This is a genomic window from Novosphingobium sp., assembly GCF_025351285.1.
Taxonomy (GTDB): Bacteria; Pseudomonadota; Alphaproteobacteria; order Sphingomonadales; family Sphingomonadaceae; genus Novosphingobium.
Genome location: NZ_JANXWG010000092.1, coordinates 20,515 through 42,077, shown reverse-complemented (window position 1 = coordinate 42,077; position 21,563 = coordinate 20,515). Strand labels below are relative to the sequence as shown.

Genomic DNA, 21,563 nt, shown 5'->3' with positions numbered 1-21,563 from the left:
GGATTTGCCGTGCAATAGTGCGTGGCGGCTCTCGTTCGTCTGCCGAAGTCATGGGGCCGGGTCCCCCCTCACGGCCCCTTGGAAAAGGCTATCGTGCCGGTGACATTCAGTCGGCTGGTCGCGTTGAAGCCATAAGTCAAAGCCGCTGCGCTGGCACCGGGCCCGGCGAGGAAGCCCGCGAGGCTGATCGTTGCGGGCGATGCCGAGGTGTTCGTTCCGCCGGTGACCGTGCCGTTGCCCGAATAGCCGTTAGCCGTGGTCAGCGCGATCGACGGTGCGGCCACCCCACCGGTCGAAGTGAAGCTGTAGTCGATGCCCGACGCGGCGATCACCCCCGCGACACCCAGCTTGCGCGTGGCAAAGTCCACCCCGAGCGAGGCCGACTTGGCCGTGCCCAGCGATGTCGCGCCCGAGTTGGTATCGAAGATCTGCGGTGCGGTCGCCCCGATCATGGCGTATGTCGCGCTGCCGCTGGTGGGCACTGCGGTGGCGGGCGAGCCCCAGATCAGCGCCTGGCCCGAAGTTGCCGGGATCGTGCGCGGCCCGGGGCCTGCGGTCGTTCCCCCGGCCCAGCGCGTCCAGCCGATCACTCCTGCGATGCCGCCGTTCTCGTTGTCGGTGTTGGTGCCACGCAGAATGGTGCTGGTTGGGCTGGTGGTGAAACCGGCAAGCTTGCCGTCGTCGGTCGAGAACACGGTCGACGTCGCGTTGAAGCCCTGGCTGGTGAAGGGACTGTTTGGCCCGGTGAGGAGCTGGCCGGTGAGCGTCTTTTCGACCGCCGGGGTAAAAGTCGATTGCCCGAAAGCCAGCGTGCCGAACACTGTGCCGGTGCTGCTGGCGGTGGTGAAATCATAGGCCAATCCGGCGTTGCTGGCACCCACTCCGGCGAAGAAGCCGTTGATATTTGGTGTGCAATTCGCCTGCGCGGTGCAGGAACCGCCCGTCACACTCAACAGATCGCCAAAATTCGAGAACTGGGCGCTGGTGATGGATAGAACCGGTTTGGCCGCGCCGCCGCCGTTTGTCGAAAGCGTGTAATCGCTGCCGCCAATTGCGATAACGGCACTGAGGCCCACCTTCTGCGTGAGAAAATCAACCCCGAGCGAAGCCGACCGCACCACACCGACGGCGACGCCGTTGTTGCCGGTTTCGGGCGCTGTCGAACCGATCAGCGAATATGTTGCGGTTCCGGACAAGGGCAGTGCGGTGGCGGGTGTGCCCCAGATATAGGCCTGGCCTCCATTGGCGGGCACGGTGTTGCCGTTCTGAACACCGCCTGCCCAGCGGGTCCACGCGATCACGCCCGGCACGCTACCGCTTTCGTTGTTGGTGGTGGTGCCGCGCGAGGACTTGATCCCCTGGTTGGTGAAACTTTCGAGCAGACCTCCATCGAACGCGACGACGGTAGATCCGGTGACCGTTCCGGCAAGATTGGCGGAGAAACTCGACACATACTGGTTGGTCGTGGTGATCGCGACGGCCGGCACCACGGGCACGGCACCGACCGGCGTGGCCGAAGTTGCCACCAGCGCACCGCTAAGCAAGGTATTGAACGCGGCGGGGGTGTAGGTGCCGATCTGGTAGCTGCCGGCCACCACATTAGCCGTGGCACCGCCGATCGCGAAGTTGGGGGCGAATGTGCACGGCGAAGCGCAGCGGGTGTCGGTGGTGGTGACCGGGAACAAGGTCAGCAAGCTGGGCAACGATGGCGCGGCCAGCCCGCCGGTGCTTTGGAATTCATAGCGTTGCGCAGTGCCAGCGTCGGTCAGCGACAAGATGCCGGCAATGCCGTACTTGGGCGCGGTGCCGAAAGCGATGCTGATGCCGCCGGTCAGCGAGGCGCCGGTCACCACCGATTTGTCGGCGAAGATGGGCGTGGTGAATGCCGCAATCCCGAACTGCGCGGTGCCGCTGGTGGGCAGCGTGGGAGGCGCGATCCGGGCGAACGCGAAGGCGCGGCCGTCGTTGGCGCCGTACGTTTGCGTGGCGGTCGTCACGCCCTGGCTGTTGAAGGTTTCCTCGGTGCCGTTGGCATAGCGGCCGATCACATAATCCGCGGTCGTCTTGCCATCGGTGACCGTGGCGGTGCCGCGGCGGATGCTCGTCGTCTTGGTCGGATAGCCGTTGGCATCGACTTCAACGGTATAGACGCCGGCATCACCAAAGCCGCCGCCGTAGTAATTGACAGTTGTGGGCGTTGGGGTTGGGGTGGGTGTCGGAGTGGGCGTTGGAGTAGGCGTCGGACTCGGAGTTGGGGTTGGGGTTGGGGTTGGGGTTGGGGTTGGCGCGGCCACGAAGCCTGCCTTGGTGAATAGCGCGGCACCTTCGAGCAATTGCGTGCCGGCCCCGGCATCGGTCACGAAATAGGTCACTGCGGCCAGCGCGCCGGCATCGCCACCATTGGTGATCCCGAAGTTGAAGAAGCACTGCGTGGTCACGCAATCGTGTCCGGTGGCGGCTACGGCCACGCCCCCGCCGAGCAGCGCATTGCCCGCGATGACCGGTGCAGACGGGGCTGCGGTGCCTCCGGCCGTCGTGAACGCGAAAGTGTTCGCGCCGGCGGTATCGGTCGTCGCGATCTGGCCCTGAAGGCCGACCTTGTAGCCCGCATTGGCGGTGTCGATCGCCAGCGTCCCAGTGAAGGCACTGGCGGTCGTCAGGCGCCCGTCCGAATACGTCGGGCTGGTCGCTCCGCCCAGGACATAGCTGATCAGGCCCGTCGGCAGCGTGCCGGTCGGCTTGGCGAATGAAACATAGTGGAACCCGCTGCCCGCGCCATAAAGCGCGGTCCCGAAACCGCCGTACTTCTGGTCGGACGAGAATACGGTGCCGCTCGCCCAGCGCCCGACTTCCCAGCCCGGCCCCGATTGCTGATCGAGCGTTACCGCGGTGCCGCGCGCAAACAAGGTGGCGCCCGCTACCGGGCTCGGATTGATCGTCATGAGCGCGCCTGTCGCGTCATATGTTTGCGCGATGGTGCTCAGCGTAATCCCGCCGAGCACCACGCCGTTGTCCGCAGCCATTGCGATCGATGCGAGGCCGTTGGCGCCATCGGTCAACCCGCTGGCAGCCGATGATCCCTTGGGTGTACCCGCCGGTACGGAGGTGGCCACGCCGGTCGATCCGGTCTGGTAGAATGCCGCCGCGCCTTCGACGTTGCCTCCGGCGATGCTGTAGACCAGCGCCGCACCGCCCAGGTCGCTCGAAAAGGCTCCAGTCAGCGTACCGTTACAGGTGGCGCTGCCCGTTCCGCTGACGCCGCAGGCCTTGAAAGATCCGCTAACGGCGAACCCGGTGGCGAAATTGCCGAAACCGTCGATGCTGGTGGCTCGGTTGTTGAGCGCAGGGTTGGCGACGCCGCCCGGCGTCTTGAGCGTATAAGTGCTATTGCCGCCGGCCTCGGGCATCACCAGCGTGGCTTCGAAACCGATCTTGGGGGCCGCTCCGAACAGCACCGCGAGCGACGCGCTGGTCAAAGTGCCCGGGGCGATCGAACCGTCGGTGAAGGTGGGCTTCGTGGCCGATGCGAGCGCATAATCGGCGCGCCCGCTGACCGGGATGATGCTGACCAGCGAGCCGACTGCATAGTGCAGCCCCTGGTTGGCGGTGAATTTGTAACTGTCCTTCTTGTTGGGTGTGTAGAGGATGCCGGGGGCATTGTCGGATTGAGCGATGCCGTCGGTCCAGCGGCCGATCGCAACGCTGCCATTGGCATAGACTTCCACGGTCTTGAGCGTGCCCGGCGTGATTATGCCTCCAAACGTGCCACCCACGAACAGCGCGGTGAGCGCGCCGCTGGCGTCGAGACTGGGTTCGAAGGCGGTGTTGATCGCGATCACCTGGCCGGTGTCGATGCTGTAGGCCCCGGTATATCTGGTGGTGTAGGTGCCAGCGATATTGGCAAGTGATCCGGCGCCGCTGTTGGCAGGGGCACTCGGGGTTGGGGTTGGGGTTGGGGTTGGAGTGGGTGTAGGCGTAGGTGTAGGCGTAGGCGTAGGCGTAGGCGTAGGCGTAGGCGTAGGCGTAGGCGTAGGCGTAGGCGTAGGCGTAGGCGTAGGCGTAGGCGTAGGCGTAGGCGTAGGCGTAGGCGTCGGAGTGGGTGTCGGCGTAGGTGTGACTGGCGCAACCGGCGAAGTCAAAGCCGCCAATGCCAGCCGGAACGGGCGGGTGAACAGCGAACCACCTGGGTTTGCCGGTTGCGCTGCAAGCGCGACAACTGCGGCTTGTCCGCCGCCCGGCACAGCCGGGATCGCAACATTCTGATTGACGTATTGCGCCGGCCTGGCGACCTGGCCGCCGCCGCCGACGCCGCCGCCACCGCTCCCACCGGGCACGTTCATCGCGCGCGACGCGGCGACCTGCCTTGGCGCAGCTCCGGACGCAACGGCAAAGGCCTGGCCCGGCTTGAAGGTCGAAGTCCCGCGCGGTGTGCTCAGATCGGCCTGTCCACCGAGCACGTGTCCGTCGACTTGCCCGTCGACTATGGCGAACGTGGCGGCGCCGGCCGTGCCGCGTACAGCGGCATTCACGCTGCCCGGCAGGTGGAGCATGACAGTGCCCCCGCCCGGTCCGGCGAGCGCCGTCACCGAGCCGCTCTGGACCGTGATCGAGCCATCGGCCTCGACTTCGAACGATCCGCCCACCAGCGAGACCGTTGCGCCATCGTTCAACTGCACTTGCACCGTGCCTGCACCCGCGTTGATCTGCTGGCCCGGGACGACCGGACCCGAGCTGACCGCCTGCCCACCCGCCGTTGCGCCGCGGGCAAACAGGATGCTCAACGCCTGGGCATCCGATGTGGCGAGCGACAGCATCGCTCCACCAGCCATGAGGGTGAAGCGAAGTGAGGGCAGCGTCGACTTGGACAGGACAGACTGGCGGCGGGCGAGTTGCGGACGGCGCATGGGCGGTTCCTAAACCTTAGAATTCAAGACGAAGCGAAAGGCTGGTGGTCACCCGGTCGTAACGGTTCAGCGCGATGTTGCTGGCGTTGTGGGTGTAGCCAAGCTGAGGCGAGAGGATGAACTGCCGCGACAGGCGATAGCGCAGCCCCGCAGAGGCATCGAACTGGGTGTCGCGCCGCTTGACCAGGAACAGCGGATCGGGCGCCTGGTATTGGCGATGCTCGATCGAGAAGCTGGCGAACAGCGTGGTCGATTTCGCAACCGGCCGTTCGGCTGCAAGGCGGCCGTTGACGAAGCCGTTGCTCAGGTATTTCGAGGCTGCCGCGTTCGCCTGTTCGGTGCCGCCCGACACGTTGGCCGAATAGCCACCGTCGGTGTAGGTCAGCGCGCCCGAGTAGCGTTTGGCGTTGCGCAGCGGATCGGTCTGGTAGCGGATGTCGAACACCTGGCCCGACACCGAGATCGCCCGCTGTGCACCCAGCACATGCGTGAACTGCGCGATCCCGCCATTGGCGGCGCGATAGGACGACCCATCGATCCAGAAGCGCTGGCTTTGCGCCGACAGCGAGAACACATCGTGCGAAAGCGTGGTGTAAGCATAACCGATCGTCGCGACGGCGAGCGCCTGGTCGAAGGCGCGCTGGTGGAAGTTGACGTGGCCCGAGCCCAGCACGCTCGCGAACAGCCGCGATTGCCGGTCCAGGCCATATTCGACGCTGAGCCCGCCTTCGGTCAGACCGAACCCGTCGCCCTGGCGCTGTGCGTTGCTCGACAAAGTCGCCGGGCCGAGCGCCGCGAGCAGCGGGATGACAAGCTGCGAGGCACTCGTCGCCGCGTTGACGTTGCTGTCGTAACCGGCGCCGGCCTCGACATAGCCGGACAGGGAAAGTCCGGGCTTGTTGACCTTGTCCAACCCACGCACCAGCCCGTTGAAACGCTGCCGGACCGGATCGGGGATCGTCGGGTCGCCTGCGACCAGGCTGAATTCGCGTCGCGCGGTATTGACGTCTCCCGCCATCGCATAAGCCCGCGCGATTTCAGCGCGGGCCTGGGCATGATCAGGCTGGATCGCCAAAGCGCGTTGCAACGCCAGGATGGCTTCGGGCAGATGACCCGAATCGATCGCCGCCAGCCCGAGAACGTAGTCGAATTCGGGATCGTCGGCGCGTTCGGCGGCCTGCGGGCCAAGCAGCGCATACGCTTCGCGCGCATGGCCCGCCTTCAGCAGCGTGGTCGCCTTCAGCAGCGGATCATCGGCAGCGAAGGCTATGGCCGGCAGGCTGAGCGTGCCGATCGCGGCAAAGGCGCAAGAATATACGGCACTGCGGATCATTCCGAACCCCCTGATTTCCCGCCATCGATATGCGAGGCCGGGTCGGCTGCGGCCCCCCATTTGAGAGGTATTGAGAAACAATCTTTTTCCGGATAGCCAGTGGCCATGAGCAGCCGCGCAAGCGCATTCCTTGATCGTTTCCGCGCAACCGAACTGGTCGGATCGCCGCTCCACCTGTTCGCGGAAGACCCCGACGGGTTCGGCGCAGCAACGGCGGAAATGCCCGAAGCGTTCGCCCATGCCATCGACGTTGCATCGGCGCGATCGACCGGCAGCGCCGCCGATCTCGTCAGCGGGTCCTTTGCTTCGGCGGCTTGTGACAAATCGGGGACGATCCAGGTTGCCGACACACGTTTCCTGGCCTGGCTGCAGGGGCCCGACCCGCTGAGCGCCGTGGTTCGGGGCATCCGGCCGGACAAGCCGCAAGTTTCGATGATCGCCGACGACGCCACCGGGCGACCGATCGCACTCGCCGCCGGATCGCGCGCGATCACGCGCAACTGGCCGCTCGATGCGGCCGTCCGCACGGCACTGGACACCAACCGGGCCGACTATGCGGTCATCGCCTTCAAGCCGGGAGAAACCGGGTGGCAGCGCGCCGGGCAGGCCTTCGGGCTGGCGCCGTCGGAAACCCGCCTCACCGCGGCCCTCGCCCGCATCGGTGACCTCAAGCAAGCCAGCGTTGCCGTCGGCATGACTTACGAAACAGCGCGGACAACGATCGGCGGCATTCTCAAGAAAACCGGCTCACGCCGCCAGACCGATTTGGTTCGCGCCATGGTCCGGCTGGCGGCGGGGGACTTGTGCGCGCCCGACAGCGTGGCCACGCTGTTCGCCGAGTTGTTCGGACTGACCATCAGCCAGGCGCAATTGGCGCGCGCTCTGGCGTTCGGCGCAACGCGCGACCAGGCGGCGGACCTGATCGGCGTTTCGGTCAACCGCGCGAAATCCGACCTGAAGGCGGCATTTACGGCCTGCGGTGTGGCCAATGCGGTCGATCTCTCGCGGATAGTTGCCGAAGTCGATGTCCTTGCTGGCCTTGCCACAGCTTGTCATGTCGAAATCACCATCGGCGATGCTCATGCCGAACCGCTCCAGCTCATCCAGCGCGGTTGGGCAGACGGAAAGATCAGCGTGTCCGACTTTGGACCGAGGGGTGCAATCCCGGTTTTGATCACCAATTCGTCGCTGATGGGGCGTTCGATTTCACCCAGGCTCGTCGCTACGCTTCAGCGCGAAGGGTTCCGCCCGATCTCGTTCGATCGCGCCGGATTCGGCTTGACCGACGCCATCGACGCCAATCCCTGGACGACGGCCTCACGCGATGTCGAGTGCCTGCTCGACGCACTTGGCATAGACCGGGCCTTGATCCTGTCTCGCGGGGGCAGTCACGCCGTGATGGCCACGGCGGCGGCATTGCCTGCGCGGATCGCCGGCGGGGTAATGCTCGCGCCAGATTCGCCGGCGCGCTTCGATGGCAGGCGGCGCGGAATGATCGGCCACGGCCGTGCGCTGTTGTTCGACAATGCCTTCGTGGTCGAAAGTTTTGCAAAGTTGCTGGGCCGGCGCTCAAGCTCGCAGCAAATCGAAAAGCTGCTGCGTGGGTCGATATCGGGCAGCGCGATCGACCTCGCGGTGCTTGACGATCCCGCCGAGCGCAACGCCTTGATCCGCGCTTCGCGCCAGGCCGCCATGACGCAAACCGGCTTCGTCCGTGAGATTCTGGCGATGCCCAAGGCCGATCCGCAAGCCTTGCCCGACGCCTCGAACTGGACGCTGATGCACGGCGGGGCGAGCCCGATGTACCGCTATCACGAAGTCTGCGACTTCTGGCGCGCGACGCTTCCCGGGGTACGCGAGGTGTGCATCCCCGAAGGCGGCCACTACCTGCATGTTACCCATGCAAACGAGGTTGCATCGGCCTTGCAAGGCTGTGCAATCTAGCCAAAGCCAAGTCGCATCGCCCATGCCAGCCACAAATCGGGCCACACGGCGACGGGTTTGCCGGCTGCCAGTCGCAAGCCGAAACCATGGCCGCCTTCGGCAAACAAGTGCATCTCGACCGGGATCTTGCGTGCGCGCAACGCGGCGTGGAGGCGCAGCGTGTTTTCGACCGGGACCGCAGGATCATCCTCGGCGTGGAGCAGGAAATGCGGCGGTGCATCGAGCGGGATCTGTCGATCGGGCGAGTGCGTGGCTTCCAATGTGGCGGTCGGCGATGGACCAAGCAGCAGCGCTCGCGATCCCGGGTGCGCGATTGCGGCATCCATGCTGATCACCGGATAAAGCGGCGCGGCGTAGATCGGGCGGGCCGATAGCGCGTCGGCCGCGTCGACCGCCGCGTAGACCGGCGTGGCAAAGCGCGCGGCCAGATCGGCGCAGACATGGCCGCCTGCCGAAAAGCCCAGTGCCGCCACTCTTGCGGAGTCGATGCCGTAATCGCTGGCCCGGTGGCGGATCAGCCGCATCGCGCGCTGTGCGTCCTGCAGCGGGGTATCGGGCCCGCCCGCCCAGCCCTCACCGGGCAAGCGGTAGAACAGCACGAAAGCTGTAAATCCGCGCGCCGCCAGCCAGCGTCCGAATTCGTAGCCTTCCTTGTCGACCACCACCCAGCGGTATCCGCCGCCGGGACTGATCAGCACCGCCGCACCGTTGGGCCGCGCCGGCCGGAACACCACCATGCGCGGGCGCGAGATGCCGTGGATCGCGCGATCGGGAAGCGCCGGATCGTGCGAGCGCTGGTCGATCACCTCGACCAGCCCCGGAACCGGGCCGCCGGGCGCGCCGTGCGGCCACAAGTCGATCGTTTCGACAGGGTCAGCGCTTGCTCCCGCCGACGATGCACCCGCAGCGGGAGCTACAGCCGCTGCCAGCCCCGCGCCGACAACCATGCGGCGCGAGACTGTCACAGCGTCAGAACTTGAGCCGCGCACCGAACGTGATCACGCGACCGGTGTGGTAGTATTCCAGGTTGCGCTGCGCGTTCACGTCGGTGAAGTGGGTGATGTACGCATCGAGCAGGTTGTTGGCGTCGACGGTGAGGTCGAGGTTGGTCATCACCGTAAACCGCGCCGAGGCATCGAGCGTCTTGATGGCGGAAAAGCCGTCGAAGATGTTGCTGTTGCCCGAGCCGACCGAGTCGAAATACGGCCCGCGATACGAATACGAAGCGCGCACGCCGAAGCGGGTATCCTCATAATACAGCGTGGCGTTGAACTGCCGCTTCGAGGCGTTGACGAACGGCCCCACGACCGTGAGCAACGGCGCAGTGGCCAGGCCCGACTTGGTCCCCGGGGCGACCGCGGTGACCGCGCCCTGCAGGTTGGTGTAGCTCACGTTCGACTTGGTGAACGTCGCGTTGAAGATGCCGCCGAAGTGACGCAGCACGCCAGGCAGGAACGTGAAGGGCAGTTGCAGGCCGAATTCCAGACCCTTGATATTCTGCGTCGTGGCCGAGTTCACGATGCGGGTGATCGTCCAGTTGCCCGCATCGCCGTTGGTGACAGCGTCCTTGAAGCCCGGCAGCGTGGGGTTGAGCAGCGCGGTGGAAAGCCCGCTCGATGCGAAAGTCTGGCCCGAGAGCGCATTGGAAATCGTGCTCGCGCTGACGTTCTTGCTGAATGCGGCAACCGACAGCACCGATCCGGGCGCGAAGTACCATTCCACGCCGGCATCGTAATTGGTGGCAATGGCCGGCTGCAGCCCGGGGTTGCCGTAGCTGATCCGCAGGTTGGTCTGGTCGATCGAGGCGCTGGGCGACAAGTTGCCGAGCGATGGCCGCGTCATCACGTCGGCAATCGCGAAGCGCACAATCACGTTGCGCGTCGGGAAGAAGTTGACGTTTAGCGAGGGCAGCCAGTTATCGTACGAATTGGTCAGCGTGGTCGGCACCGCCACCGCTGGCGTAGTGGCCGAGAGGTTGTTGCCCGTCGATGCCACGTCGGTCTTGATGTAGCGGATGCCCGCCGCCAGCGAATAATCGAGGCCAAGCAGATTGCCCTTGGCGTCGACCTGGAAATAGAAGCCCTTTTCCTTTTCGCGCACGCTGCGGTTGTTGCCGATGTCGGTGGTCGGCCCGAACGGGCGGTTGTAAAGTCCCGAAAACGCCGTTCCGCTATCGAGGTTGGCGATCACGTAGCTGTTGCTCGTGCCCGCAGGCTGGCCGTTGTTGCCCAGCGTGACGAGATCGGTGGCGATCGCCGGGAAGGCCGAGAGCGGATAGCCTGCTGCGGCCGATGTGCAGATCGCCGCGGTGCCCGGGCCGAATGACGGCGTCGAACCCTTGGCTGCGCAAGCCGCGGTGTCGCGGATACCACTGACCGAGACGAAGTCGAACTGGCGGTAGAACCCGCCGGCGCGTGCCTTGAAGCCCTCGGCCACGTCCCATTCGAAATCGAGCTTGGCGGTGCGGAACTTGTTGGTCACCGAGTTGGGCCGGTCGCGGATTGTGGTAAGCTGGTAATTGGCGGGGTTGGTCGGATCGCTGGCGCCGGTACCGAAGGCCAGCACCGGCGATTTCATGGCGGTGTAGTCGTAGACGTAGCCTTGCGAATTGGGCGTGCCGGTCGCGCTCAGGTTGTCGAGCATCAGCGTGGTTGCGATCGGCACGTCGGCCACGGCCTTCGAATAGCCACCCGACAACGTCGCCTTCAGCTTGTCGGTCAGTTGCTGGTCGAACTTGCCGTTGATCTGCGCAAACGTGTCGCGCTGGACCTGGTAGTAGTTTTCATGGCGATCAAAGGCATTGTTGAAAGTGCCCGTGATCATGTTGTTGTTGGAATCGTAAGTCGGATTGATGACCGCGATCTGGTTTTCATTGGTGCGGAACAGCACCTCCGCCCACTTTTCGGTGCGCACTTCCCTATAGCGCGAATAGAGCCCGTCGATCTCGATATGCGTCCGATCGGTCGGCTGCCATTCGATCGCGCCGGTCAGGCCCAAGCGGTTGCGATCATGAGAAATGATGCCGTAACGCGGAATGCGCGGGTGGAACGAGAGCGAAGCCTGGTCGCAAGACACGCTTGACACATAGTTGCCCGCCGCGTTGAAGCATGGGGTGGTCACCCCGCCCAGCGTCACGGATTTGAACGCCGCCTGGGCCCAGCGCGTGGTGTTGTTGCCCAGTTCGAGCGTGCTGCCCTTCGAATAGGCGACCGACGCATTGATCCCCAGCGTACCGTCAGGGCTTTTCCAATTGAGCAGGCCCGAAAGTTTGGGCGAAAGTTTGCGGCTCAGGTCGTTGTAGTAGCCTTGCGCCGAAACCGCGCCATGCAGCCCTTCCTTGCCACCGAGCGGATGCCCGGTGTTGAGATCCACGACCGCGCCCAGCGATCCTTCGTCAAGCTGCGCTTCGGCGGTCTTGTGGACGATCAGCGACTTGAACAGCTCGCTGGCGAACAAGTTGAAATCGAACGCACGTTCGCGGTTGGCACCGCCGCCGCTGCCGGCGTTGAAGGTCGCGGCCTGCGACTGCAAGCCGTTGAGCCGCACCGTGGCGAACTGGCCACCAAGGCCGCGCACGGTGATCTGGCGGCCTTCGCCACCATCGCGCGAAATGGCGATGCCGGGGATGCGCTGGAGCGATTCGGCCAAGTTCTGGTCGGGGAATTTCGAGATGTCTTCGGCCACGATCGCATCGACCGAGGCAACCGAATCGCGCTTGAGCGTCAGCGCCGCTTCGAGCGATTTGCGGAAACCGCTGACGACGATCTGGTTGGTGGTATCTTCGGGTGCTTCGGCGGCGGCTGTGTCGGCAGCGCCTGGAGCGGGCGTGGCGGCGGCCTCGGCATGGGCTACGGTGGACCCGAAGCCTGCAAGCGCCATCGCGCAACCTGCAAGCAACGAGGTCCTGGCAAGCGACACGCGTTTGATCGGCTGATTCATGACATTCCCCATCCAGCCTTGCGGCTTTCAAATATCGGCCGCGTTGCCGCAGCCGGTTGGCCAGTGTCAGGCGCGTTGCCGCGTCTGATTGCTACCGGTGTCAAAGGGAGGTTCATGCAAACCCGGCCCCGGCACCTCATCCCCTGGCGCCCTTGTGGACGCCGCTTCTTCCGAACCGCTGGTCCGTGCTTGCCGATCACCCGGGTAAAACTAGGTAACCGGTGTCATGTTTCATGCCGCCAAACCGCGTGTCTGTCAACGGGACTATCGAACCAGGCAAATTTCGCAGCGAAAGTGTCGCAATCTTGCGACGGATGGCAGCTCAGCTACCCGGCTGGATATAGGGGGCCCGCGCAAACAGCTCGCGTTCCCAAGCCCTCGGATTGCTGACTACGCGGCTTGGCGCGTCGAACACCATTGTCCGGCGTTGGTTCAGGTCATACGCCGGCCAACCCGGATTTCCGGTGCGGGCAAAGCGCACGTATGCCGCCATCACGGTGTCGCTCATCGCCTGCCGCGCCGGGGTCGGGTTCTCGAATGTGCCGAACGACAAGCCGATATCGTCGGTGTGCTTGGCCTGTTCGAAATCGAGTTGGTAGACAAAGGTGTTGCCCCGCCCGGCTTTGGCCCGCGCTTCTGCTTCCTCGACCTGCCCCCGCCACGATCGCGCCGCGGTAACGATGCGGTGGAACAGTTCGAGCGGCTCGGCCGCAGGGTAGCGTGCGCGAAACTGCGCGAGCACCCAGGCGGGGTCGATGTCGATCTTCATTTCAGGGCCAAGCCGCGAGGCCAGGTTGCTCCAGCCGAGCCCTTTCAGTGGCGCACGATCGGACGAAAGGAACGCGCGCGTTTCCATCACGCAATTGCCCAGCAGGATCGGCAGGCCCAGCGATTGCGGCGCGGCATCGGGCCAGAATGGATGCCGGTTGAGCGAACGCATATCGAGCACCGGCCCCATATAGAGCCCGCCGCCCATGATCGGATCGCTTGCGGAAAGCGCTGCGACAAGCTGCTCCACCGGCGCCGTTGCCGGATCGACGCCGTTGCCCAGTTTTGCCAGGAATGCCTCGGCACGGCGCGCGGCGTGGAGCGGACCAGAGGCGGTGACTTGCTGCCCGCTCATCGTGATCGCCTTGTGAAACAACCCCTTGGCCGCCGGCATCGCCATCAACGTCGCAATTTTGGCGCCGCCGCCCGATTGCCCGAACACCGTGACATTGCCCGGATCGCCCCCGAACGCGGCGATGTTGCGCCGAACCCACTGCAACGCGCAGATCAGGTCTAGCTGGCCATTGTTGCCGCTGTCGGGAAAGCGATCGGGCAGATAAAGGTAACCCAACGCGTTGAGGCGGTGGTTGACCGTCACTACCACCACGTCGCCGCGTATCGCCAGCTTTGCTCCGTCGTTGAGCGGATCGGTGACCGAGCCGCCCGAATAGGCGCCGCCGTGGATATAGACCATCACCGGGCGTTTGCCGGCTGCGTGCTGGCCCGGCACGTCCTGGCCCGGCGCCCACACATTGAGGAACAGGCAGTCTTCGCTCTGCGGCTGATAGCGCGGGCCCTGCTGCGGGCAGGCCGGGCCGAAATCGTCCACGAATTTGTCAGCGCCCCATTGCTCGGCCGAACGAACCGGCACGGGCGGCTGGAACCGCGCCGCCCGGGCATAGCGAATACCCTTGAATGCCCGAGCCTGCGCAAATTCACTCGCGATCGATCGGTATTGCCCGTCGGGCGCAGTCATCGTCTCGTGAACCGTGACGGCCTTCGCCACATCGCCCACCGCCACCAGCGCCGCGCCGCCCGCGATCACGCCCCGACGGCTCCAGCCGTCAGCGCCGGACATCGCCGCCGCCCGCTTCGAAGCCATCGAGCATGGCACGCGTGGCCAGGCACATGTCGCCAGGCAGCGAGTGCTTGAGCGCGGTCAGCGCCAATCCGGCTTCGGCCATCGCTTCCACGCTCCCGCCTCCAAGCCAACCGTGCAGCACGCCTGCGGCAAACGCGTCGCCGGTGCCAATGCGCTCGACAATCCCGGTCACGTCGATTTCGGCAGTCTGGTGCGCAACGTCGCGCGCATCGACTCGCGCGGCGATGCGATGATGGTCCGATGTCACCACGTGCCGCGCGGTTGATGCGATAAGCTGAAGCTTCGGGAAAGCCGCAAAAGCCGCCTTGGCCGCCTCTCGCCGCCGGTCATCGCCATCGCCCGAAAACGTGGCGCCCAGCAGCAGCGAAATGTCGCGATGGTTGCCGATCAGGATCGTTGCGTCGTGGACGAGATCGCGCAGCACTTCGCCCGGCCTGCTGTCCCATGCCTGCCACAATTGCGAGCGGTAATTGCCATCGAAGCAGATCGGCACCCCGGCTGTCATGGCCGCATCTTGCGCCGCACGCGCCAGCGCCACGCCCTTCGGTCCCAACGCCGGGGTGATCCCGCCGCAGTGGAGCAGCCGCGCGCCGGCAAGCGCTCCCGCAAAGTCGATCGCGGCGGGCGAGGCTTCGGCAAAGGCGCTGCCCGCGCGGTCGTACGCGATCGCAGAGGGCCGCGCCCCTGCACCCTCTTCCATGAAATAAAGCCCCATTCGGCCAGCCGCACGCCTCAGGAAAACCGTATCGACGCCAGCCCCGCGCAAGGCCGAAACCGCCCGGTCCCCCAGCGCATTGTCGCTGACCAACCCGGCGAACCGCACCGCGTGGCCGAGCGATGCCAGCGCCGCCGCCACGTTGGCTTCGGCGCCGCCGACCGCCAGATCGAGACTGTCGGCCTGGACCATCAATCGCCGATCGGGCGGGGTCAGCCGGAACAGCAATTCGCCGAAGCAGATGACCGGACCGCCCATGCCGCGCGCTATCGCGCCAGCCAGCCGCCGTCGACCGCGAGGATCTGCCCGGTCACATAGTCTGCTGCGGACGACGCCAGGAAGACTGCGGCGCCAGCAATGTCCTCGGGCCGGCCCCAGCGCCCGGTGGGGATGCGTTCGAGGATCTGGCGGCTGCGGGTTTCATCGGCCTGAAGCGCGACGGTGTTGTTGGTGGCGATATAGCCAGGCGCGATGGCGTTGACCTGTACGCCTTGCGGCGCGAGTTCGTTGGCCATTGCCCTGGTCACCCCCGCCACGCCCGACTTCGCCGCGGCATAGCTCGGCACACGGATGCCACCCTGGAAGCTGAGCAGCGAGGCGATGTTGACGATCTTGCCGCTTCCTTGCGCGACCATCGGGCGCGAGGCCGCCTGGCTGAGGAAAAACAGCGACTTGAGGTTGGTATCGACCACCGCGTCCCAATCGGCTTCGCTGAACTCGGCAAGGTCGGCACGGCGGATGATGCCCGCGTTGTTGACCAGGATATCGATCCGCCCGAGCGCCGAAATCGTCTCGGCGATCACGCGTTCGACCGGTTCGATCGACGACAAATCGGCCGAGATGCCCACCGCGCGGCGACCAGCCTTGGCAATGTGGGCAAGCGTCTCATCGGCAGGCGAGCGCCCTGCAACGGCAACATCCGCGCCTGCCCCGGCCAGCGCCACCGCGATCGCTTGGCCGATGCCGGTGTTGGCCCCGGTGACCAGCGCCACCTTGCCCGCAAGATCGAAGGAAATCGCCATAAGTGCTTACTTCAACTGGCAGATATCGAGCACCGACATGTCGGTATAATCGAGGTTTTCGCCACCCATCGCCCAGATGAACGCGTATTTCTTGGTGCCCGAACCCATGTGGATCGACCACGGCGGGCTGATCACAGCCTCCTCGTTGGCAATCACCAGGTGGCGCATCGCGTGGGGTTCACCCATGTAGTGGAACACCCGGTCGGTGGGTTCGGCCAGATCGAAGTAGAGATAGATCTCGCTGCGGCGGTCATGCAGGTGCGGCGGCATCGTGTTCCAGACCGAGCCTTCTTCGAGCACGGTCAGGCCCAGCAGCAGTTGCGCGCTTTCGCACACGCCAGGGATGACGAGTTGGTAAATCGTGCGCTGGTTCGAATTGGCAAGATCGCCGCGCGCCAGCGGATTGGCATGATCGAGCGTGATGTGCTTGATCGGGCAGACTTTGTGCGCGGGCAGCGAGGCGAGGTAGAAGCGGGCGCCGTCACCTTCGAAAGTCACGTCTTGCGACCCCATCGGCACGTAGAGGCAGTTCTTGTTGCCCATTTCGAAACGCTGGCCATCGACCGTGATTGCGCCCGGCCCGCCGATGTTGACTGCCGCCAGTTCGCGGCGTTCCAGCAGCGTGTGACCCGCCGCGCTCGGCGGTGCGGTCTGCACGGGCAGCGACAGCGGTCCGCCCGACGGCACCGCGCCGCCGATGATGAAGCGTTCGTTGTGCGAATAGACTAGGTTGACCTTGCCCGTCTCGAACAGCCCGGTGCAAAGGTAGCGATCGCGCAGATCGTCGTTGGAAACGCTGTCCATCATGTCCGGATGGGTCGCGTGGAGGGTCTTGGCAAACACGATCGTCTCTCCCGTCGAGATGGCTTTTGAATTGGCTTTGTCGATTTTGGTAACCGGTGTCAGTTTCCTGCGCAAGCCTTCATTCGCGAGCCGGAGCGACCGAAGCACGACGAATCAACTCGGAGCGGAACAAGGCTGGCTCGCGCTCGGCGGTTTCGGGGTGGATCAACTTGCGTGCAGCGGCGCGGCCCATCGATACGATCGGCCAGCGCACCGTGGTCAGCGGCGGCCAGATATGCGCTGCGATCGCGGTATCGTCGAACCCCAGGATCGAAAGGTCGTGCGGTACCTCCATCCCGCGTTCGCGCGCTGCGTGGAGCACGCCGGCCGCCATCTCGTCGTTGCTGGCGAAAATCGCGGTGGGGCGAGCTTCGAGCAAGCGCTGGGCTGCGGCGTGGCCCGAGGCGAACGTGTAATTGCCCTGCCCGACCGTGCCGGGCGCGATGTCGATGCCGGCGGTTTCCATCGCATCGCGGAACCCCAATTCGCGTTCGCGCGCCGAACGGAAGCCCTCGGGCCCCGCCACGAAGCCGATCCGCCGGTGCCCCAGCCCGATCAGGTAAGCCACCGCTTCGGCCACTGCCGCGCGATCATTCGATTCGACCAGATGTGCCTCGGTGTCGAGCCGCGCCGATCCCATCCGCACATAATTGCACCCCGCTTCGCGGCAGACCGCCGCCAGCGCATCGCTTTCGGAAATCGGCGGCAGCACCATCACGCCATAAAGCCGCTGCTGGTCCAGAAACCCGCGCACATCCTCCAGCAGAGTCGGCGAATGGCGATCGACCGGGCGCACCACCAACGCGAATTCGGTGTCGCGGATCGTCTCGAGAATGCCCTCCTGCACGCCCAGCACCATCTGCGCATTGGGGTTGTCGTGGATCAGCCCGATCAGAAAATTGCGCCGTAGCGCCAGCGCACGCGCCTGCGGATTGGGCACGTAGCCCAGATCGGCGATCACCGCTTCGACCTTCTCGCGCGTCGCTTCGTTCAACAGCGGAGAGCGGTTGATGACGCGGCTGACCGTCTTCTTCGAAACGCCCGAAATCCGCGCGACATCGTTGATGGTCGGCTTGCCCTCGGCGGCTTTTTCAATCGCAGCCATCATGCCTTCACTTGCTCCCGACCGCATTGCGTACGCGTTTGCGTCCCTTGCCTTACCCCGCGGCCGGGTGCAAACGGCGGGCAGGATTGACACCGGTTTCCAACAAAGCAGGTTTTGCGATGGTCGTCGACAGGGCGTTTCTGAAAGTCCACGCGGCGGACACCGTGGCGGTGGCGTTGCGCGCGGTGGCGGCCGGGGAAGCAGTCGAGCTTGGCGAAGGTGCGATCCGCACGAGCAAGCCGATTGCACAAGGCCACAAGGTTGCGTTGGTTGCTCACGCGATGGACCAGATCGTGACCAAATACGGTCAGCCGATCGGCCGGGCAACGCGGCCGATCGCACCGGGCGAACACGTCCACGTACACAATCTTGCCACCGCTCTGTCGGGCGAATTGGCCTACAGGCCCGGCTCGGCAGCCATCACACAAGGTGCCCCCTCATGCGGCACCTGGTCAGGCTACAGGCGCGCTGACGGCCGAGCCGCAACGCGCAACGAAGTGTGGATCCTGCCTACCGTCGGCTGCGTCGGCGGGGTGGCCGAACAGGTCGCGCGCACCGCGAACGAACGGCATGCGAAGCGGATCGACGGGGTCCATGCCTTCACCCACCCCCACGGCTGTTCACAATTGGGCGATGACCTGGGCGGCACGCGCGCGCTGCTCGCCGGGCTTGCGGCCAATCCCAACGCCGGCGGCGTGCTGCTGCTGGGACTAGGCTGCGAATCGAATCAGCTCGACTCGCTGCTGGCGGCCGTGCCCGAAGCGGCGCGCGGCAAAGTACGGGTGCTGTCCTCGCAAGCCGCGCGCGACGAGATGGTCGAAGCCGGCCGGTTGGTCGATGAACTGGTCGACGAACTCGTCGGCACCATACGCGAACCGCTGCCGCTGTCGGCGCTGCGGATCGGGCTGAAATGCGGCGGCTCGGACGGGTTGAGCGGGCTCACCGCCAACCCCTTGCTCGGGCGCCTGACCGAGACACTGGTCGCCGCTGGCGGATCGGCCATCCTCACCGAAATTCCCGAGATTTTTGGCGCAGAACAGGCCTTGCTCGACCGCGCCAGCAGCAGCGAAGTGTTCGAAGCCGCGGCCGCGCTGATCAATCGCTTCAAACGTTATTACCTCGATCAGGGCCTGCCGGTTTCGGAAAACCCCTCGCCCGGCAACCTTGCGGGCGGCATCACCACGCTTGAGGAAAAATCGCTCGGCGCGGTGCAGAAGGCCGGTGGGGCGGCGCTGACCGACGTGATCGGCTATGGCGAACAGGCCTCGAAGTCGGGCGTGACGCTGCTCGAAGCACCGGGCAACGATGCGGTATCGTCCACCGCCTTGGCCGCTGCCGGGGCAACCATCGTGCTGTTCACCACCGGGCGGGGAACGCCGCTCGGGTTCCCGGTCCCGACGATCAAAGTTGCGTCCAATCACGCGCTTGCCCAAGCCAAGCCGCACTGGATCGATTTCGATGCCGGGCGGGTGTTGGACGCGCCGCAAAGCGTTGTGGACGAAGCCTTTCTCGAGACCGTCATCGCCATCGCCGAAGGCCGCGAAACCGTGTCCGAAAGCCGCGACCAGCGCGCCATTGCGATCTGGAAACGCGGAGTCACCTTGTGATCGGACCAGCGCATCCAGCAAACCCTGTTGCTTATGACACCGGTTTCCTTTACGCCTCGTGACAACAAGAGATGATCCGGGATGGGATGGTGTGTCCGAGCAATTGAAGTCCGTGGCCCACGCATTCGTCACCGCGCGCCGCGCCGGTCGGGCGCTGGCCGATTACCCCGGCGCACCACCGGTTGACCTTGCCGCTGCTTACGCGATCCAGGATCACGCGATCCGCGCCGATGGCCGCCCGATTGCCGGCTGGAAGGTCGGACGGATCTTCCCGCCCGATGACGCACGGCTCGGATCCAACCGCTTGTCCGGCCCGATCTTCGCCGAAAGCGTGGTCGATGGCACTGTCGGCAAACCCGCGATGCCTGTGTTCACCGGCGGCTTTGCAGCGGCTGAGGCGGAGTTTCTGCTTCACATCGCGCCCGGTCATGACGGCGCAACCCCGCAGACCGACGCCGAAACGCTGGCTTTGCTCGATGGCGTGCGGATTGGCATCGAGATTGCCAGTTCGCCCTATCCCGGCATCAACGCCGATGGCCCTGCCGTTACCGCATCGGATTTCGGCAACAACTTCGGGCTCGTGCTCGGGCCGCAGATCGCCGATTGGCGCGGGACCGACTTGCGCATTATCGGCGTAAAAACCACGATCGATGGCGAAACCGCCGGCGAAGCGAGCGCAGCCACGATGCTAGACGGCCCGCTCGGCGCGGTGCGTTTCCTGATGGCCAACCTGGCCGCGCGCGGCATCGCGCTCCATGACGGGTGCTGGGTATCTAGCGGCGCCGTCACCGGGGTTCACCGCGTAAAGCCGGGCCAGACGGTCGAAGCAAGCTTCGGCACGCACGGCACGGTCACTTGCACGATTGCCGCCGCACCACTTAGCTGAACAGCAAGATCATCTGCGGATCGGGAAACCCGGCCGTCACGGGAGAGCAGAGATGGACCAGATCGCAGGGCACCCCGTGGACGCCGCAGCAAGCACGTCTGGCCGCTATCGCTGGACGATCGTGGCGCTGCTGTTTGCTGCCACCGCGGTCAATTACATCGATCGCCAGATGATCGGCGTGCTCAAGCCGACGCTCGCGGCCGACCTGAAATGGACCGAGGGCGATTTTGCCCAGATCGTGTTCTGGTTCCAGGTCGCTTACGCAATCGGTTATGTCGCCTTCGGCCGGATCGTCGACAAAGTCGGCGCGCGGACCGGCTATGCCATCGCGATCGTGATCTGGACGGTCAGCCACATGGCGCACGGGCTGGCCACCGGGATCGTTTCGTTCGCCGCCGCGCGCTTCGGGCTGGGCCTGGGCGAATCGGGCAATTTCCCATCGGGCGTGCGCGCGGTGACCGACTGGTTCCCGCAGCGCGAACGCGCGTTTGCGATCGGGCTGCTCAACGCCGGATCGAACGTCGGCGCCATCATCACCCCGTTGCTGGTGCCCGTGCTGGTGCTGTGGTTCGGATGGCGGATGACATTCCTGGTCACCGGCGTGTTCGGCGTGGTCTGGCTGATCGCGTGGCTGGCGATTTACCGTTCGCCCGATCAACACAAGTCGGTTTCACCCGGCGAACTGGCGTGGATCAAGCAGGACCCGGCCGATCCGGCTGGATCGATCGGCTGGGCGAAGTTGCTGACATTGCGCGAGACCTGGGCCTATGCGCTGGGCAAATTCTTCATCGATCCGATCTGGTGGTTCTTCCTGTTCTGGCTGCCGGGCTACCTTTACCAGCGCTACAACCTCGATCTGAAAACCTTCGGCCCGCCGCTCGCCGCGATCTACCTGATCTCGGACGGAGGCAGCATCGCCGGGGGCTGGATGTCGTCGCGGCTGATCCGGGCGGGCCGCACGCCCAATGCCGCGCGCAAGCTGACCATGCTGCTTTCAGCCATACTGATCACGCCGATTTACTTTGCGCAAAGCATCAACGGCTTGTGGGCCGCCGTTCTTGTCATCGGGCTCGCCACAGCCGGTCACCAGGCGTTTTCGGCTAATCTCTACACGCTTCCGTCGGACTTGTTTCCGCGCAAGGCCGTCGGTTCGGTCGTGGGGATCGGCGGGATGATCGGCGCGATCGGCGGCATGGGGATGGCGCAGTTCACCGGCTATGTGCTCGATACAACGCACAGTTACGCCACATTGTTTGCGATCTGCGCCAGCGCCTACTTCGTGGCCCTGGCGGCGATCCATCTGCTTTCGCCCAGGCTGGAGCGTGTCGAGGCGATCTGATCCCGCCACGTTTCCCGATCATCGACCTGCACCGTGGAGACCCGTATGCGCCGCAT

Annotated in this window: 13 protein-coding genes; 4 read left to right on the top strand and 9 right to left on the bottom strand. The window is 65.1% G+C overall.

Translation table 11 applies throughout. The features are described from left to right. Window positions 1-68 precede the first annotated feature (68 nt). Window positions 69-4,904, bottom strand: coding sequence for a hypothetical protein (locus tag Q0R16_RS11475; RefSeq protein WP_295636033.1), 4,836 nt, complete (start codon window positions 4,902-4,904; stop codon window positions 69-71). Window positions 4,905-4,920: 16 nt separating this feature from the next. Further along, entirely contained in the window at window positions 4,921-6,237 is a 1,317-nt protein-coding gene (locus Q0R16_RS11470; protein ID WP_295636032.1) for a surface lipoprotein assembly modifier, read from the bottom strand. Window positions 6,238-6,342: 105 nt separating this feature from the next. Here Q0R16_RS11470 and Q0R16_RS11465 point away from each other — a divergent pair, with 105 nt between their 5' ends. Further along, complete coding sequence (locus Q0R16_RS11465; protein WP_295636031.1) at window positions 6,343-8,181, top strand: alpha/beta fold hydrolase; 1,839 nt, start codon at window positions 6,343-6,345, stop codon at window positions 8,179-8,181. On the opposite strand, the gene Q0R16_RS11460 is transcribed toward Q0R16_RS11465, so the two are convergent. From Q0R16_RS11460 to Q0R16_RS11430, 7 genes are all read right to left on the bottom strand, one after another. Continuing rightward, a complete protein-coding gene (locus Q0R16_RS11460) occupies window positions 8,178-9,146 on the bottom strand; it encodes an alpha/beta hydrolase (RefSeq protein ID WP_295636030.1) in 969 nt (322 codons plus the stop codon). The genes Q0R16_RS11465 and Q0R16_RS11460 overlap by 4 nt on opposite strands. 4 nt (window positions 9,147-9,150) lie before the next feature. Beyond that, the gene (locus tag Q0R16_RS11455; RefSeq protein ID WP_295636029.1) at window positions 9,151-12,120 is read right to left on the bottom strand and encodes a TonB-dependent receptor; all 2,970 of its coding nucleotides are present in this window, start codon (window positions 12,118-12,120) and stop codon (window positions 9,151-9,153) included. Between the two features lie 322 nt (window positions 12,121-12,442). Continuing rightward, window positions 12,443-13,990, bottom strand: coding sequence for a carboxylesterase family protein (locus Q0R16_RS11450; protein WP_295636028.1), 1,548 nt, complete (start codon window positions 13,988-13,990; stop codon window positions 12,443-12,445). Then, window positions 13,953-14,963: a sugar kinase gene (locus tag Q0R16_RS11445; protein ID WP_295636027.1), complete on the bottom strand. Its 1,011-nt coding sequence runs from the start codon at window positions 14,961-14,963 to the stop codon at window positions 13,953-13,955. Before Q0R16_RS11445 ends, Q0R16_RS11450 begins: the two co-directional genes overlap by 38 nt. Window positions 14,964-14,971: 8 nt before the next feature. After that, window positions 14,972-15,727, bottom strand: coding sequence for a 2-dehydro-3-deoxy-D-gluconate 5-dehydrogenase KduD (gene kduD, locus Q0R16_RS11440; protein WP_295636026.1), 756 nt, complete (start codon window positions 15,725-15,727; stop codon window positions 14,972-14,974). Window positions 15,728-15,733: 6 nt separating this feature from the next. Continuing rightward, a complete protein-coding gene (gene kduI / locus Q0R16_RS11435; RefSeq protein WP_295636025.1) occupies window positions 15,734-16,570 on the bottom strand; it encodes a 5-dehydro-4-deoxy-D-glucuronate isomerase in 837 nt (278 codons plus the stop codon). A 79-nt stretch (window positions 16,571-16,649) separates the two neighbouring features. Next, a complete protein-coding gene (locus Q0R16_RS11430) occupies window positions 16,650-17,678 on the bottom strand; it encodes a LacI family DNA-binding transcriptional regulator (protein ID WP_295636024.1) in 1,029 nt (342 codons plus the stop codon). 116 nt (window positions 17,679-17,794) lie between these two features. On the opposite strand from Q0R16_RS11430, the gene Q0R16_RS11425 reads away from it, so the two are divergent. The 3 genes from Q0R16_RS11425 (at window position 17,795) to Q0R16_RS11415 (ending at window position 21,507) form a co-directional block, all read left to right on the top strand. Continuing rightward, a complete protein-coding gene (locus tag Q0R16_RS11425) occupies window positions 17,795-19,282 on the top strand; it encodes a UxaA family hydrolase (protein WP_295636023.1) in 1,488 nt (495 codons plus the stop codon). A gap of 91 nt (window positions 19,283-19,373) precedes the next feature. Next, on the top strand, window positions 19,374-20,168 hold the full coding sequence (locus Q0R16_RS11420) for a 2-keto-4-pentenoate hydratase (RefSeq protein ID WP_295636022.1): 795 nt from the start codon (window positions 19,374-19,376) through the stop codon (window positions 20,166-20,168). Window positions 20,169-20,220: 52 nt separating this feature from the next. Then, window positions 20,221-21,507: an MFS transporter gene (locus Q0R16_RS11415; RefSeq protein WP_295636021.1), complete on the top strand. Its 1,287-nt coding sequence runs from the start codon at window positions 20,221-20,223 to the stop codon at window positions 21,505-21,507. Window positions 21,508-21,563 lie beyond the last annotated feature (56 nt).

Coding starts and splice junctions, on each gene's coding strand:
- Q0R16_RS11475 (WP_295636033.1), bottom strand. CDS start 4,904: ATGCGCCGTCCGCAACTCGCCCGCCGCCAGTCTGTCCTGTCCAAGTCG.
- Q0R16_RS11470 (WP_295636032.1), bottom strand. CDS start 6,237: ATGATCCGCAGTGCCGTATATTCTTGCGCCTTTGCCGCGATCGGCACG.
- Q0R16_RS11465 (WP_295636031.1), top strand. CDS start 6,343: ATGAGCAGCCGCGCAAGCGCATTCCTTGATCGTTTCCGCGCAACCGAA.
- Q0R16_RS11455 (WP_295636029.1), bottom strand. CDS start 12,120: ATGAATCAGCCGATCAAACGCGTGTCGCTTGCCAGGACCTCGTTGCTT.
- Q0R16_RS11450 (WP_295636028.1), bottom strand. CDS start 13,990: ATGGCTTCGAAGCGGGCGGCGGCGATGTCCGGCGCTGACGGCTGGAGC.
- Q0R16_RS11445 (WP_295636027.1), bottom strand. CDS start 14,963: ATGGGCGGTCCGGTCATCTGCTTCGGCGAATTGCTGTTCCGGCTGACC.
- kduD (WP_295636026.1), bottom strand. CDS start 15,727: ATGGCGATTTCCTTCGATCTTGCGGGCAAGGTGGCGCTGGTCACCGGG.
- Q0R16_RS11430 (WP_295636024.1), bottom strand. CDS start 17,678: ATGATGGCTGCGATTGAAAAAGCCGCCGAGGGCAAGCCGACCATCAAC.
- Q0R16_RS11425 (WP_295636023.1), top strand. CDS start 17,795: ATGGTCGTCGACAGGGCGTTTCTGAAAGTCCACGCGGCGGACACCGTG.
- Q0R16_RS11415 (WP_295636021.1), top strand. CDS start 20,221: ATGGACCAGATCGCAGGGCACCCCGTGGACGCCGCAGCAAGCACGTCT.